At 37.6% G+C, this 15,869-nt stretch carries 14 protein-coding genes and 2 pseudogenes; 14 read left to right on the top strand and 2 right to left on the bottom strand.

All coding sequences use genetic code 11. The features are described 5' to 3' along the window. The first annotated feature begins 156 nt into the window (after positions 1-156). Both IGJ90_RS07295 and IGJ90_RS07290 read left to right on the top strand, forming a co-directional pair. Complete coding sequence (locus IGJ90_RS07295) at positions 157-909, top strand: DUF7006 family protein (RefSeq protein ID WP_002385886.1); 753 nt, start codon at positions 157-159, stop codon at positions 907-909. A 104-nt stretch (positions 910-1,013) separates the two neighbouring features. After that, a complete protein-coding gene (locus IGJ90_RS07290) occupies positions 1,014-1,736 on the top strand; it encodes a TraX family protein (protein ID WP_002357468.1) in 723 nt (240 codons plus the stop codon). Between the two features lie 59 nt (positions 1,737-1,795). Here IGJ90_RS07290 and IGJ90_RS07285 read toward each other — a convergent pair whose 3' ends face one another. Further along, positions 1,796-2,830 (bottom strand): YdcF family protein, encoded by a 1,035-nt coding sequence (locus tag IGJ90_RS07285; protein ID WP_002398753.1) that lies wholly within the window; start codon positions 2,828-2,830, stop codon positions 1,796-1,798. Positions 2,831-3,112: 282 nt separating this feature from the next. Here IGJ90_RS07285 and ptb point away from each other — a divergent pair, with 282 nt between their 5' ends. From ptb to IGJ90_RS07245, 8 genes and pseudogenes are all read left to right on the top strand, one after another. Further along, on the top strand, positions 3,113-3,934 hold the full coding sequence (ptb, locus tag IGJ90_RS07280; RefSeq protein ID WP_002364006.1) for a branched-chain phosphotransacylase: 822 nt from the start codon (positions 3,113-3,115) through the stop codon (positions 3,932-3,934). Positions 3,935-3,952: 18 nt separating this feature from the next. Further along, entirely contained in the window at positions 3,953-5,035 is a 1,083-nt protein-coding gene (buk, locus tag IGJ90_RS07275) for a butyrate kinase (protein ID WP_002381869.1), read from the top strand. A gap of 5 nt (positions 5,036-5,040) precedes the next feature. Beyond that, the gene (lpdA, locus tag IGJ90_RS07270) at positions 5,041-6,450 is read left to right on the top strand and encodes a dihydrolipoyl dehydrogenase (protein WP_033626645.1); all 1,410 of its coding nucleotides are present in this window, start codon (positions 5,041-5,043) and stop codon (positions 6,448-6,450) included. A gap of 10 nt (positions 6,451-6,460) precedes the next feature. After that, the gene (locus tag IGJ90_RS07265; protein ID WP_002360226.1) at positions 6,461-7,453 is read left to right on the top strand and encodes a thiamine pyrophosphate-dependent dehydrogenase E1 component subunit alpha; all 993 of its coding nucleotides are present in this window, start codon (positions 6,461-6,463) and stop codon (positions 7,451-7,453) included. Between the two features lie 21 nt (positions 7,454-7,474). Continuing rightward, positions 7,475-8,461, top strand: coding sequence for an alpha-ketoacid dehydrogenase subunit beta (locus IGJ90_RS07260; protein ID WP_002357475.1), 987 nt, complete (start codon positions 7,475-7,477; stop codon positions 8,459-8,461). 23 nt (positions 8,462-8,484) lie between these two features. Then, positions 8,485-8,655 (top strand): annotated as a pseudogene (locus tag IGJ90_RS07255) (biotin/lipoyl-containing protein); the annotation flags it as partial. 192 nt (positions 8,656-8,847) lie between these two features. Further along, a pseudogene (locus tag IGJ90_RS07250) lies at positions 8,848-9,783 on the top strand (dihydrolipoamide acetyltransferase family protein); the annotation flags it as partial. A 143-nt stretch (positions 9,784-9,926) separates the two neighbouring features. After that, complete coding sequence (locus IGJ90_RS07245; protein WP_002384478.1) at positions 9,927-10,979, top strand: PTS sugar transporter subunit IIC; 1,053 nt, start codon at positions 9,927-9,929, stop codon at positions 10,977-10,979. A gap of 8 nt (positions 10,980-10,987) precedes the next feature. On the opposite strand, the gene IGJ90_RS07240 is transcribed toward IGJ90_RS07245, so the two are convergent. Then, positions 10,988-11,878, bottom strand: coding sequence for a LysR family transcriptional regulator (locus tag IGJ90_RS07240; protein WP_002365698.1), 891 nt, complete (start codon positions 11,876-11,878; stop codon positions 10,988-10,990). Between the two features lie 176 nt (positions 11,879-12,054). Here IGJ90_RS07240 and IGJ90_RS07235 point away from each other — a divergent pair, with 176 nt between their 5' ends. The 4 genes from IGJ90_RS07235 to dprA all read left to right on the top strand — a co-directional run bounded on the left by IGJ90_RS07235 (position 12,055) and on the right by dprA (position 15,816). Further along, positions 12,055-12,996 (top strand): 2-dehydropantoate 2-reductase, encoded by a 942-nt coding sequence (locus IGJ90_RS07235; protein ID WP_438767869.1) that lies wholly within the window; start codon positions 12,055-12,057, stop codon positions 12,994-12,996. 275 nt (positions 12,997-13,271) lie between these two features. Continuing rightward, the gene (gene ylqF / locus IGJ90_RS07230; RefSeq protein ID WP_002357480.1) at positions 13,272-14,123 is read left to right on the top strand and encodes a ribosome biogenesis GTPase YlqF; all 852 of its coding nucleotides are present in this window, start codon (positions 13,272-13,274) and stop codon (positions 14,121-14,123) included. A gap of 1 nt (position 14,124) precedes the next feature. Next, positions 14,125-14,892: a ribonuclease HII gene (locus tag IGJ90_RS07225; protein WP_002357481.1), complete on the top strand. Its 768-nt coding sequence runs from the start codon at positions 14,125-14,127 to the stop codon at positions 14,890-14,892. A 60-nt stretch (positions 14,893-14,952) separates the two neighbouring features. Continuing rightward, positions 14,953-15,816, top strand: coding sequence for a DNA-processing protein DprA (gene dprA / locus IGJ90_RS07220; protein ID WP_002382350.1), 864 nt, complete (start codon positions 14,953-14,955; stop codon positions 15,814-15,816). Positions 15,817-15,869: the final 53 nt, after the last annotated feature.

Below are 15,869 nucleotides of genomic sequence, written 5' to 3'. Positions count from 1 at the left end.
TTTTCTGGACTTTTAAAAGGAAAAAGTTTTTTCGGCCCGCGGGAAACAAGCCCCAATAATTACTTAACAGCTGAATTTTCACTTTTTGGGCGTAAAACGAGTAATTATTGTCAGTAAAAAAGCGTCACTTTTTTGATAGAATAACTAGAGACGAAATTGGCTAAGACCAATTTTGTAAAATTGTACATAAAAAAGAAGAGTGGGAATGCTATGAAGAAACAATATTACTGGAATATACCCGATAACTTACTAAACTCGTTAAAACAGCGGAAAAAGTTATACAACTTTTATAAAAATGAACAAAATAAGGCAAGAGAATTAGTAGAAAATTGTCAGTCGGTTCTTTTTCCTGAATTAGTCGCTTCGCTGAATAAAATAGATGAGCGGATTAAATTATTGATATTCTATCAAAATTTAGAAGATTGTGAGCTTTCAGAAGAAGAAATTATTACTGTGATTGAGCGAGAATATTTTGTGACTTTTTATGAAACAATTGAAGAACCGACCACTGAAATTATTAGTAGTCATTCTATGTATTATTTATTGCAACAGCCGACTAAAGAAATGCTTTGGGATTTAGACTTTAGTAACATGTTAAAACAAGGTCAGTTAGTTGATTTAATGGATTACCAAAAATTGACCAAATGTTATCAAAAGCTGCAGAATCAAGCTAAAAATTTGATTGAAAAATTAAATAAAGAAACATTTTACACATTTTATAGTCAACTTTTATTGATTGATTGCCAATGTAAATTATTAATAGAAGAGGCGCTTCTAAAAGAAGAATCATTGATGACGGTCGATGAATGCTTAATAGCCATTAAGCAAGAAATTCGAAAAATTCATTTTGAACAATTTAAATACCAACATTATTTATTTGAAGATTTATCTTTGCGGTACCAAGTTTAACGAAAGTGACAAAAAGAATGGTTGAATCTAACAAGAATGTTCGTTGTTTTCTGTTATATAAAAAGATATGATAGTTTCTGTAGAAAAAATAAAGGAGACGATTCATGAACGCAAATCGCTTAAAGTTATTGATGATGGGGTTAATGGTTCTTGACCATATTAGTTATTTTGTTCCGCCAGAATGGGCACTGATTTTTCATGTAATTACTCGTTGTGTCGGTGTGTTTTTTGGTTACATGGCTGTAGAAGGGTTCAACTATACACGGAATGTTTATCGTTACAATGGTCGTTTGTATATTTGGGCAGCAATCATGTTTGTTGGAAATACGCTGCTAAATCATTTAGTGAATAATCCAGCTGTCGCTGTTCACAACAATATTTTCTTCACCTTAGCCCTTGGTGTCAGTATGTTAATTGTGACAAAAGCGATGCTAGAGATGCCAAAAATCAGTTTAAAAATTGTTTTATTGATTAGTATATTAGCAATTTTAGGAATAGGAGCAATGTTTGCTGAAGGTGGCATTGTGATGTTACCTTTTATGTTGATTACGTATTTAGCCAGAAAGAGACTTGTCTTACGGAACTGTTTATATGGTGCATTAGCGCTCTTTTTCTTAGTTACAAGTTTTCAATGGTTGGGAGATTGGCCAACGACAATTGAAATGTTAGCTTATAATTCTGATTTTATGTTTATCACTGTGTTACCATTTATATCGCTTTACAATGGTGAGAGAGGAAGCAAAGCACCATTTTTCAAATATTTATTTTACGGATTCTATCCGCTTCATTTATGGCTGATTGCATTGATAGCCAATTACGTTCATTAAACCTTTTTATATTAAAAAAATAAAAACAGCGACTCACAAAAATGTGAGTCGCTGTTTTTTTAGATGGGTAAGATACTGATTCCTAAAAGAAGAGTGACAAGTAGAAAAACAAAAAGCACAATTCGCTTATCATGAACCAGTAAGGCAATGTATTCTCGGATTAGAGCAGTTGGTAAAAAATATAAGGCAGTTGGCGCCCCGACACCTTCAGCTTTTAAGCCGACACGATGGGCATACATAGCTCCTCGTAAGACATGATAGTTATTTGTTGAAAAAATAACAGAGGGTTGTTTAGAATCAGACGGCATCTTTTGCCAATCTGCCTGAATTATTGCTTTAGAAAACAACATATTTTCATAAGTGGTTGTGGATTGGTCCTCCATCAAAATTGCTTCTGCAGGAATATTTTGTGAAAGCAAATATTTTTTCATTGCGAAAGCTTCGGCCACAGGTTCGTCAGGACCTTGACCACCGCTGACTACAAATTTAGCGGTGGGATTTTTTTCATAATATTCAATCCCTTTATCTAACCGACTCTTCAAAAGTGGAGGTACTTCCTCGCTACGAATTCCCGAACCTAAAACAATGATATAATCAACCGCTTTTTTTAAAGGAATCATTTGGTACATCCATGAATACAAGACGTAAGCAGCAAATAGAAAGGTCAGCAAAAGATCCATTAACAATAGAAAAAGTAAGAGCAGAAAAAGCACATAAGGTATTTGCGCTGTGCCAACTGATAATAAATATAGAAAGGCGGGTAAAGCAATTAATAAGTTCAGTCCTAGGCCAGCAGACAATTTAGCCGTGACACTTTTGCCTTCTTTCGTTTGCATCGTACGTGAGTTAAAAATAAAGTAAAGGCAAATGCCGATAAACACAGAGGGAATTAATAGATAAGCAATTGCCAAAGTAATTAGGTCGCCATTCTTAAAATGTAAATAAATTTTGTCTAGTCCGATAAATAGTAAGGTGACTAATGACAATAAGGTGCCAGAAGCCAGAGTGATACCGCCGAGGATACTGCGGTTATTAATTTTTAATATACCAAATCCTAGTAGGGCGATAAACAAAAAGAATAGTAGTAGTGCCATTTAATTCCTCCTAAAAATAAGTATCTAAAGTATAACATGGTTTAGAATCTGACATAAATAAACAGCTGTGCCGAAGCATAAGTTTTCCTTTCATTCTTAGAAAAGAAGTTTTTTCATGAAAAGCAAATTAGATAACAATTGTTTAGAGAAAGAAAAGCTTGATTTACTAAGCTTTTCCTTCTCTATAAAAAATATTAATAAGGACATAAAAATTAACAATTTGTATGCGCTTACATACTAAGGTAGATTTAAAGTGTAAAGAAGAAAAAATGAGGTGAGAAAATGATCACTGTTTCAATTGCAGGAGGTTCACAACCAGAGATTTTACAGTTAGTTAAAAAAGCACTAAAAGAAGCCGAGCAACCGTTGCAGTTTATTGTATTTGATACAAACGAAAATCTTGATACTGAAAATCTCTGGAAATATGTTCATTGCTCAGATGAGGCCGCGGTAGCACAGGAAGCTGTCAGTTTAGTTGCAACTGGTCAAGCACAAATTTTATTGAAAGGAATTATTCAGACCCACACATTACTAAAAGAAATGTTGAAAAGTGAGCATCAATTAAAAAATAAACCGATTCTTTCCCATGTAGCAATGGTGGAGCTGCCTGCGGGGAAAACCTTCTTGTTAACCGATTGTGCGATGAATATCGCCCCCACTCAAGCGACCCTCATTGAAATTGTTGAAAATGCTAAAGAAGTCGCCCAAAAATTGGGACTGCATCACCCGAAAATTGCTTTGTTAAGCGCAGCGGAAAATTTCAATCCTAAAATGCCTTCGTCTGTTTTAGCAAAAGAAGTCACGGCACATTTTAATAATCAACAAGAGGCTACGGTTTTTGGTCCACTTTCGCTTGATTTAGCGACCTCTGAAGAAGCGGTTGCGCATAAACGTTACAGCGGTCCTATCATGGGGGATGCAGATATTTTAGTGGTTCCAACTATTGATGTTGGAAATTGTTTATACAAATCATTAACCTTGTTTGGGCACGCCAAGGTGGGAGGAACGATTGTTGGCACAAAAGTCCCAGTCGTTTTAACATCTAGAAGCGATTCGACAGAAAGCAAATTCCATTCATTAAGATTTGCCATGAGACAAGTTTAAAAAAAGGAGCAGAAAACAATGGAAACAGTATTGGTTATTAATCCTGGCTCGACCTCCACTAAGTTAGCGCTTTTTGCTAATCATGATTGCTTGGCGGAAGAAACGCTTAGACATAGCGTCCAAGAATTGGCACCTTTTGAAAATGTTGTCAGTCAAACATCATTTCGAAAACAAATGATCGCGGAATTTTTAGAAACACATAACATCACACAATTAGCCGCTGTCGTAGGGCGTGGTGGTTTGCTTAAGCCTATTCCTGGCGGTACGTATCTTGTCGATCAACAAATGCTAGAAGACTTGCAGACAGAACGCTTTAATACCCATGCTTCAAATTTAGGGGCGATTTTAGCCAATGAGTTTGCAGAAAAATATCACGTGCCAGCCTTTATTGTCGATCCTGTTGTTGTAGATGAGCTACAGCCATTAGCCAGGATTTCCGGATTAAAAGGCATTCACCGGCGTAGCGTTGGTCACGCCTTAAATCAAAAAGCGGTCGCTCGAAAAATCGCTGAGGATTTAGGGAAAACATATGAGCAAAGCAATTTTATCGTTGTTCATTTAGGTGGGGGCATTAGCTTGGGGGCGCATCAAAAAGGCCGCATGGTGGATGTGGTAAATGGGCTTGATGGTGAAGGTCCTTATACGCCTGAACGCAGTGGCGCCTTACCGCTCGTTGAATTTGCGCAATGGATACTTGAACAGGAGTTAACGATTAGCCAAGTGAAAAAGCTAATTGCGGGTAATAGCGGCCTTAAATCATACCTAGGTGAAACAGATTTACGGCATATCCAAGCACAAATAGCTGCAGGTGATCAAACAGCAAATTACTATTTAAAAGGAATGTGTTACCAAATCGCAAAAAGTATTGGCGAGATGGCCGTGGTTCTTGAAGGCGCAATTGATGCAATTATTTTAACAGGGGGCGCAGCCTATTCGCAAACCGTTGTTCAAGAAATTACTCAAAAAGTCACTTGGATTGCACCAATTAAGGTTTACCCAGGTGAAATGGAGATGGCTGCTTTATATGAAGGCGTCAATCGAGTATTAACAGGGGAAGAACAAGCTTTAAATTATAGTGAAGCAAAAATTGAGCAGGAGTGATCAAAATGGCGGAACAAACAGATTTACTGATTTTAGGTGGCGGAACAGGAGGCTATGTAGCAGCAATTCGAGCCGCACAAAAAGGGCTAAACGTCACAATTGTTGAAAAATACAAATTAGGTGGCACTTGTTTGCACAAAGGCTGTATCCCTACAAAAGCTTTATTAAGAAGCGCAGAGGTTTTTGATACCTTAAAACAAGCGGCTTCTTTTGGGATTGAAACAGAGGCAGCGTCCATTGATTTTTCTAAAATACAACAACGGAAAGAAGGAATTATTGAGCAGTTGCACAAAGGTGTTGAAGGCTTATGCAAAAAAAATAAAATCAAAATTTTAGCAGGCGAAGGTGCGATTTTAGGTCCTTCCATTTTTTCACCAGTCTCTGGCGCAGTGGCAGTTACGTTTAATGATCCAACACGGGAAGAAGAAATTATCGTTCCTAAAAATGTCATTATTGCGACAGGCTCTAGTCCTAAAACGTTACCTAATTTGCCATTAGATGAAGAATTTATCTTATCTTCTGATGGGATGCTTGAATTAGAAGAATTACCAGAATCAATTGCAATTATTGGTGGTGGCGTTATTGGTGTCGAGTGGGCTTCTTTATTAAATAGTTTAGGTGTCAACGTAACTATCATTGAATTTTTGGATCGGTTACTTATAAATGAAAGTGCAACAATTTCTAAAGAATTAAAGAAACGTTTAGAGCAACGAGGAATTAACATTTTATTAGGTAGCAAAGTCCAAGAAGCGAAAGTTACCGGACAGAAGGTTCAAGTAGAAGTTGTAGGACAAGAAAGCCTCACTGTTGACAAAGTCATGGTAGCAATTGGTCGTCAACCCAATATCAATAAGTTAGGGTTACAGAATACCTCAGTGAAATATACTGACAAAGGCATTGAAGTAAATGAATTTTATCAAACCACAGAAGGACATATTTATGCGATTGGTGATTGTATCGATACACTTCAACTAGCGCATGTGGCTATGAAAGAAGGAGAGCTAGCTGTTCAGCATCTTTTAGGCGAGACAGTTGAACCTTTAAATTATACAAACGTGCCTCGAGGTGTTTATACAAATCCTGAAATAGCAAGTGTCGGCTATACTAGAGAAACTTTACCAGCAGATAAAGAAGTAGTGATTGGTACCTTTAATTTTAATGGTAATGGTAAATCACTTGTTTATGGAGAAACAGATGGCTTTATAGAAGTAATTCGTGACAAGAAGACCGATGATTTATTAGGGGTTTCTATGATTGGGCCACATGTCACGGATTTAATTGCCGAAGCAAGTACTGCCATGTATTTAGATGCCGCGCCCATTGAAATTGGTGAAGCAATCCATGCGCATCCAACAATGACAGAAGTATTGCAAGAAGCAGCCTTAGATACTTATGGCTTAGCAATTCACAAATAGAGAAAGGTTGATGAAAATGAAAACGCTTAAAAAATCGGGTTTATCAAAAGAAGAATTGATTCAGGCATATCGTCAAGTACTACGAGGACGTCGTTTAGACGAACGGTTGTGGCAATTAACAAGGATTGGTAAGACCTCTTTCAATATTTCTGGTCAAGGGGCAGAAGTTGCACAAGTAGCGATGGCGATGGCTTTTGATCCTCAAAAAGATTATTTTTTACCGTATTATCGTGATATGACCGCGTGCTTGGTTTGGGGCATGACCTCCAAAGATATTTTAATGGGTTCTTTTGGAAAAGAAGCGGATCCTTCTTCCCATGGTCGTCAAATGCCGAATCATTATGGTTCAAAAGAGCATAATATTGTTTCCTTCTCTTCAACAGTAAGTACACAAATGCCATTAGCGACAGGTGTTGGTTATGCAGCGCAACTTCAAAAAGCTGATTTTGTTGCATTGACCACCACTGGGGAAGGCTCTGCCAATCAAGGAGAAGTCCAAGAAGCTATGAACTTTGCAGGCGTAAAAAAATTACCAGTCATTTTTGTTGTTGAAAATAATGAATATGCGATTTCTGTCCCAATTGAAGAACAGTATGCCAATAAACGAATGGCCGATCGCGCGAAAGCTTATGGCTTTGAAGGTGTGACCGTTGATGGTAGTGATTTTACTGAAGTCTATCTAGCGTTTAAAGAAGCAGTAAAAGCGGCTCGCGGGAAAAAAGGACCAAAATTGATTGAATTAATGGTTTCTCGCTTGACTTCTCATTCCGCTGACGATGATCAATCTGTTTATCGTTCAAAAGAAGAAATTGAAGAGATGAAAAAGAACGATGCAGTGAAGCTTTTTGAAAAACAATTATTAGAAGAGGGCTATTTAACAGACGAAGACATTGCCAAAATTGATGAAGAAATTCGTGCAGAAATCAATCAAGCAACGGATGAAGCAGAAGCAATGCCAGATCCTGTACCGACATCAATTTTAGAAGAAGTGTATGCAAAATAAGAGAAGAGGAGAAGAAATATAATGGCTGAGATGACTTATTTAGAAGCAATTAACTTAGGAATTTCTGAAGAAATGGCTCGTGATGAAAAAGTAGTTATTTTTGGAGAAGATGTCGGCGGCGACAAAGGCGGCGTGTTCGGTGTAACAAAGGGCTTGGCTGCTAAATACGGTGACGAGCGTTGTTTTAATACACCGTTAACAGAAGGCTTAATTGGTGGTTTAGCTGTCGGCTTAGGTTTAATGGGCTATCGCGCAATTGGTGAATTTCAATTTGCGGATTACATTTTGCCTGCAACCAATCAATTGTTATCAGAGGCTCGGACAATGCGCTATAGAACAAAAGGCGATTGGACTGCGCCAATCGTTTATCGGACCCCTTATGGCGGCGGTGTTCGTGGTGGGCTGTATCATTCTCAGTCTACAGAAAAAGTTTTTTGTGGACAACCAGGATTAAGAGTGGTGACCCCCTCTAATCCTTATGATGCAAAAGGGATGATTAAAGCAGCGATTCGTTCCGATGATCCAGTCATTTTTTACGAACATAAGCGTTTATATCGTTTACTAAAAGATGAAGTGCCTGCAGATGATTATATCGTACCAATTGACAAAGCCAATGTCGTTAGAACGGGTAGTGATTTAACCGTGATTAGTTACGGCATGACCTTGCAATTAGCTTTAGCTGCGGCGGAAAAACTAGCCGCTGAAGGAATTGATGCCGAAATCGTCGATGTTCGCTCATTATATCCTTTAGATCGCGAAACATTAGTAGCTGCAGCTAAGAAAACAGGGAAGGTTTTACTCGTAACAGAAGACAATAAAGAAGGCAGCGTGATGAGTGAAATTGCGGCAATGATTTCAGAAGATGCTCTCTTTGATTTAGATGCACCGATTCAACGACTTGCAGGACCTGATTGTCCAAGCATGCCTTATGCATTACCTTTAGAAAGAGAATTTTTAATCAATGAAGAGCAAGTATTAGCAGCAATGAAAGAATTAGCAGAATTTTAATTGAAGCAAGGAGGAAAAAATAAATGGCCACAAAAGAAATCAAAATGCCTCATCTAGGCGAAAGTGTCACAGAGGCAGCCATTGTCCAATGGTTAGTTAAACCAGGAGATTCAGTGAAACGCTATGATCCCTTAATGGAAGTCGTTTCTGATAAAGTCACCACGGAAGTCCCATCAGATTTTGATGGTGTAGTAAAAGAATTTCTGATTTCTCTAGATACAGATGTGCCCATCGGAACAGCGGTGATGACGTTAGAGACAGAAGAAACAACCGAAAAAACAGAAGAAGCTACTTTAGCACCAGTGAAAGAAGCAAGTGCGGAACAAGCACAAGAACATGAAACGGTTGAAACAACAAGCACTGCGACGTCCCATCAAAAAAATAATGGTCGTTATTCCCCAGCAGTCCTTAAAATTGCCCAAGAAAAAAAGATTGATTTAACACAAGTTACAGGGACAGGTCGTGATGGTCGAATTACTAGAAAAGATGTTACAAACTTTACACCAACACAGGCAAGAACACCTGAGAAAACAGTGAGTCCAGGAACTAGCCCTTCAATTTCAGAGGAGCCAGTTGCTTCGCAAAATGAAAGTGCCGCAACAGCTAGTCCAACTGAAACAACCACAGATAAAATTGTCTCTGCAGATCCTGTACGTAAAGCAATTGCTAAAAAAATGGTCCAAAGTGTCAACGAAATCCCTCACGCTTGGTTAATGGTGGAAGCGGATGTGACCAACTTAGTCCAACTTAGAAATTCATTAAAAGATGAATTTAAACAACAAGAAGGCCTGTCTCTAAGCTTCTTCCCATTTTTTGCCAAAGCAGTCATTCAAGCGTTAAAGAAAAATCCAAAAATCAATACATCTTGGGATGATGGCTCAATTATTTATCATAAAGATGTTAATTTATCCATAGCTGTAACGACAGACGAGCATCTTTATGTGCCAGTGATTCAACAAGCGGATAACTATTCGATTGCAGGGCTAGCTAAAGAAATCAATCGCTTGGCACAAGAAGTCCGACAAGGAACGCTAGCAAGCAAAGAAATGCAAGGAGGGACCTTTACTCTTAATAATACTGGAACACTAGGTTCCGTCCAATCGATGGGAATTATTAACCATCCACAAGCTGCGATATTACAAGTAGAGTCAATTAATAAACGCCTTGTGCCAACCGCAGATGGAGGCTTTAAAGTGGCAGATATGGTTAATTTATGTCTTTCTATTGATCATCGAATTTTAGATGGACAACAAGCAGGTAAGTTCTTGCGAGATGTTAAAGATAATTTAGCGAAATATAATGCGGATACGGATGTATATTAAAAATCGTTCCTTGCTTTAGTTAAATAAAAAGCGCCTCAAAGAAATAAGCGCTCTTCTTTGAGGCCGCTCTTTATCTAACAGAAAGTTCAATCATTCTCAAACTTGTTTAAAAAAAACAAAAATAATCAATAGGAGTGTTGAAAATGCCCACTGATAAACTGGATGCTCAATTAACCCCAAGAATATTTTTTAACAAAGTGTTAGCTGGAACAGCTTCCGGCACCATTATCGCCTTAATTCCCAATGCTGTATTAGGAGCCATTTTAAAATATTTTGCAGAATACAAGATTATCGAAATGATTATTCATGCGGCGCAAATTTTCCAACTAGCCACCCCTTTAATTATTGGTGGACTGATTGCTTTTCAATTTGGCTTAACGCCACAGAAAATGATGATTGCTGGCGGTGCAGCATTTGCTGGCTCTGGCGTGATTAAATTTAATTCAGAAGTGAAAGGCTTTATTGGTGCAGGTACTGGTGACATCATTAATATTATGATTACCGCTTCTGTTGCAGTCTTACTTTTATTAGTCATTGATAAAAAATTCGGTTCAGTGGAAATCATTGCTTTACCGATCGTTGTTGGAGTAGGTGCAGGCTTGTTTGGCATGTTGATTTACCCATATGTGACACAGATCACGGTTGCCATTGGGAAAGTGATTAACAATTTTACTGATTTCCAGCCAATTATCATGAGTATTTTAATTGCTTGTTCATTTGCTGCACTGATTATTTCACCAATCACTACTGTGGCAATCGGTTTGGCGATTCAGTTGAATGGCTTGTCTGCAGGTGCTGCCGCAATGGGAATTGCAGCCACAACTGTTGTTCTTGTGATTAATTCTTGGAATGTCAACCAATCGGGAGTGACACTGGCTGTCTCTTTGGGCGGTATGAAAATGATGATGCCTAACTTATTTAAATACCCTATTATTTTAATTCCTTGTTTATTTACAGCGACTATTTCAGCAATTCCTGTGGTTCTATTCAACATTTCAGGAACCCCACAATCGGCTGGATTTGGCTTGGTTGGACTCGTGGGGCCACTTGCTTCATTGGATGCGGGCTTAGGGATCTTACCCTTACTCTTTTCTTGGTTTGTTGTTCCAATTGTCGCGGGTTTATTCTCAAAATTCTTATTTGAAAAAGTGTTGAAACTTTATGATAGTAAAGTCGTCTTTGCTTATCAAGGCTAGGCTATCCATTAATTTTCTTTAATGATTTGGATAAAATCTCTAACATCTTCTGTCATACTAAAATCGCGGCGCAAAGCAATGCCGATGGGGAAATAGTCAAACTTATCTTTTAAAGGAATCCATTTCAGTCCCTGACTTTTTCCCACTTCATAATATTCAATCGGCAGCAAACAAATCGAATTATTTTTTTGTAAACTATAAAGAAGTACTTGTAAATCATCGTTATGCAAAATGATATTCGGCTCATAACCGAAGCTCCGAGTCCGATCTAGTAGTAGGCGACCAATCATAAAATTATCACTTAACGATGAAAATCGTTGATCTTTCAAATCTTTAAAAGTTAATTTTTCATATTGGGAGAGAGGATTTGATTCTGGTACCACGACATAAACATGGTAGCCTTTGGTAGTCGTTTCTAAAGGTTCAATATGAATAATTTCAGGTAAGGTATTTGGGAAAGAAATTAGTCCCATATCAATTTCTTTATTTGCTAACATCGTTTGTAATTTTGGCGAGCCATCTTGCTGTAATATTAAATTCACATGTGGATGGGTTGTTAAAAATCGTGAAATTTCTTTCATAAATTGTACAGCAAATAAAGTAGTTAAGCCTAAACGCAATTGCTTTTTAACTGGTTTCTGGTTCATTTCACGAATATCTGTTACCAATTGATCGAATTGAAAAACAACTTCTTGGCCATGTTCATATAAATAAAGACCTGTATCGGTTAATTGAAACGGTTGATCAGAATGATCAAACAACGCTGTGCCTAACTCAGATTCCATTTTTTTCAATGCTAAAGAAAGTGTTGGTTGGGTGACAAATAAATTGCGAGCGGCCGCCGATAAACTGCGGGTATTAACAATTTCAATGAAGTACTTTAAAAGCTGAATATTCATCAGAAACTCCCCTTCTTTTTAAAAGCGCTTACATAAATGCGCTTGGATAAAAAATAACAAATAGATCACTTATAATATAACATATGTTTTGCCTTTTTATTGCAATAAAAGTAAGAGATAGAGATTTTCTTAGCAGATTTTTACCTAAAAATAAAAAATTGAACGGAGGAAAAGAAATGAAGATTATTATCGCAGGTGCTGGCGCTATGGGCAGTCGCTTTGGACTAATGTTACATCAAGCAGGAAATGATGTTATTTTTGTCGATGGTTGGCCAGAACATATTGAAGCAATAAGAAAAAACGGGTTAGTTGCTGATTTTAATGGCGAAGTGGTGACCGCTAAAATTCCTATCTATCCTCAGACAGAAGTAGCAAGCATCGATTTTACAGCAGACTTAGTTATTCTATTTACAAAAGCAATGCAACTGGAAGGAATGCTTGAAGCATTAGAACATTTCCTTAATAAAAATACGAAAGTTTTATGCTTGTTAAATGGAATTGGGCACGAAGATATTATCAAAAAATACGTGCCATACGAAAATATTTTATTAGGAAACACAATGTGGACCGCTGGGTTAGAAGGACCGGGCAAAGTAAAATTATTTGGCAATGGTTCGATTGATTTACAAAATTTAGGAGCGCAAAGTGAACAAGCAGCAGAAGCAGTCATTAAGGTATTAAATAACGCTGGCTTAAATGCACGTTATTCTGAGAATATTTTATCCTCCATTTATAAGAAGGCTTGCGTAAATGGAACAATGAATGGTTTATGTACTTTGTTGGATTGTAATATGGCAGACTTTGGCGAAACAGAGCAAGCAGATCTAATTGTTCAACAAATAGTTAATGAATTTTTAGCAGTCGCTGAAGCGGAACAAGTTACGTTAGATAAACAAGCAGTCCTTCAACAAATCCGCTCGTGTTATAATCGAGAAACAATTGGTCTGCACCATCCATCGATGTATCAGGACTTAATAACCAATCATCGTTTAACCGAAATTGATTATATCAATGGAGCAATTGTTCGCAAAGGGAAAGTCTATGGGATTGCTACACCATACTGTCAGTTTTTAACAGAGTTAATTCATTGTAAAGAAAATTTACTTCATGCCAAATAACGAGTAAAAACAGAAATACTCTTGAGTCGGGCTTGAGAAGAGCTTGACCTACTTCTTTCTATACTTTGCCAGTGTACAAGGCTGAGACAAAATCCAAAGTGAGTTTGTCTCAGCTTTTTTGTTTTTTAAAGAACACTACAGAAAATAAATCAAATCCGTGAAAAATATGTTAAACTAGAGAAGGTGTTTTTTCGCAAGAATCTACGCGGAACACAGGACTCGTTGAAGAATTGAATCAAAGAAACAATGTGTTAAAGAAGGGATTTGAACAGATTATGACCATTCAATGGTTTCCCGGCCATATGGCCAAAGCAAGAAGAGAAGTTTCTGAAAAAATCAAATATGTCGATATTGTATTTGAACTAGTTGATGCGCGGTTACCGCTTTCTTCCCGTAACCCAATGATGGATCAAATTGTCCAACAAAAACCACGATTAGTCCTTTTAAATAAAGGGGACTTAGCAGATAACGACCAAAATAAAAAATGGCAACATTACTTTCAAAAGAAAGGGTACCAAACCCTAGTCATCAATGCCCAACAAAATAAAGGAATCAATAAAATTGTGCCAGCAGCCAAGGAAGCGTTAAAAGAAAAATTGGCTCGTGAACAGGCGAAAGGCTTGAAACCGCGTGCGATTCGCGCCATGTGTATTGGGATCCCCAATGTTGGTAAGTCAACCTTAATGAATCGTTTAGTCGGAAAAAAAATTGCGCAAACTGGGAACAAGCCAGGCGTGACAAAAGGACAACAATGGTTACGCTCTGGTTCCCAATTGGAATTACTGGATACACCAGGAATTCTCTGGCCAAAATTTGAAGATGAAGAAATTGGAAAAAAATTAGCTTTAACTGGCGCTATAAAAGATCAATTATTGCATCTAGATGATTTGGCGATTTATGGATTAGAATTTTTTGCACGTTTTTATCCGCAACGTTTGACAGAACGATATGGTTTAACAGAGGAAGAGCTATTTTTACCTGCTCCAGAACAGTTGATGTTAATTAGCCAAAAACGTGGTTTTAGAGATGATTATAATCGAGCCAGCGAAATGATTATTTTAGAAATTCGCAGTGGAAAATTAGGTACGTATACTTTGGACCGCTGGGAAGAACTAGGAGACGAATAACATGGCAAAAGAGTCAATTCAGGCAATCAAAGAAGCGTTGCTAACTGTCACTGATGCAACCGATGAACGATTAGCAAGCTGGCGAGAAGATGAACGTTCAGGAGTGCAACAAGCTATCAAACAATGGGAACGTCGCCAGTTAGCCAAAGAAAAAGAGTGGCAACTTTTTAAAGAAATGAGTCAATTTGAGGAAGCGGCCTATAAAAAAGGCCATCGTTTAATTGCAGGAATTGATGAAGTAGGCCGCGGACCATTAGCTGGTCCTGTTGTGACAGCTGCAGTTATTTTGCCGAAAGATTGTCAATTATTAGGCTTAAATGATTCAAAAAAACTATCTGCTAAAAAACGGGAAACGTTATATAACCAGATTCAAGAACAGGCTGTCGCTATCGGGTTAGGTATCGCTGATCAAGGAGTCATTGATCAAATTAATATTTATCAAGCAACTAAACAAGCGATGAAAATGGCAATTGACGATTTAGCTTTTGCACCAGATTATTTATTAATTGATGCAATGCAGTTAGACGTTCCCCAACCACAAGAAAGTTTGATTAAAGGGGATGCACGCTCCATTTCGATTGCAGCAGCCAGTATTATTGCAAAAGTAACAAGAGATCGATTAATGGAAGAATATGATGAATTATATCCTGGATATGGATTTAAAAACAATGCAGGCTATGGAACAAAAGAACATCTTCTCGGGTTAGAAAAATACGGTGTAACACCCATTCATCGACGTACGTTTGCGCCAATAAAAGATATGATTTAAAAATAAAACACTTTTTTTACGTATTCTTATTTTAAGAAGATGTGAAAGAGGTGTTTTTTGTTGGAAATTTTACAACGACAATTATTATTTAAATTAGCGGTATGCCAAGGAATTGGCAATTTAGGTATCTTAAAAGTGTTACAAGAAGCTATCGCACAAAAGCGTGTTGATTTTTCCAGTACAGAAATTATTAGAATCGCTGAAATCAAGAAATATCGTGAATTATTTGAACAATCTTGGTTACACCATACGATTCATAGTGAAGCGTTATATATACGACAATGCCAACACCAATTTATGACAATTTTAGATGCCGTCTATCCTAAATTATTACGAGAAATTTATAATCCACCAGCAATTCTTTTTTATAGAGGAAATTTACAATTGTTAAGCAGAAGGAAAATTGGCATCGTCGGCGCTCGCTATGCCACTTCGTATGGGTTAAGAGTGACTGAAGCTCTGGTTCCTAAAATAGTCAAAGAAGGATTCACAATCGTCAGCGGTCTTGCCAAAGGTATCGATAGTCGTAGCCATGAGATGGCCATCCAGAACGGGGGCCAGACAATTGGAATTTTAGGCACTGGATTAGATGTATATTATCCGTATGAAAAGAAAGAATTACAGCAAACTATGAAGCAGAATCAGCTTGTTTTAACAGAATATGTGAATGGGAGTGGGCCGAAAAAATATCATTTTCCTGCACGTAATCGCATTATTGCTGGATTATCTTTAGGGGTCTGCGTGATGGAAGCTCGTAAGAATAGTGGCTCTTTAATTACTGCACAAGCGGCGATGGATTACGGGCGCGAGGTATTTGCCGTACCGGGAAGTATTTTCCAGTCTTTTTCAACAGGCTGCCATGAATTAATTCAGGACGGCGCTAAATGTGTTCAGACAATTGATGATATTTGTGAAGAATTGTGACTTTTACTAATTGTGAATTGACAACCTACGTTCACTTCGGTACTATTTAATCA

The organism is Enterococcus sp. AZ129 (genome assembly GCF_051714505.1).
GTDB classification, from domain to species: domain Bacteria; phylum Bacillota; class Bacilli; order Lactobacillales; family Enterococcaceae; genus Enterococcus; species Enterococcus faecalis.
The sequence above is the reverse complement of the archived record's forward strand: the minus strand, read 5'-3'. Positions and strand labels throughout refer to the sequence as shown.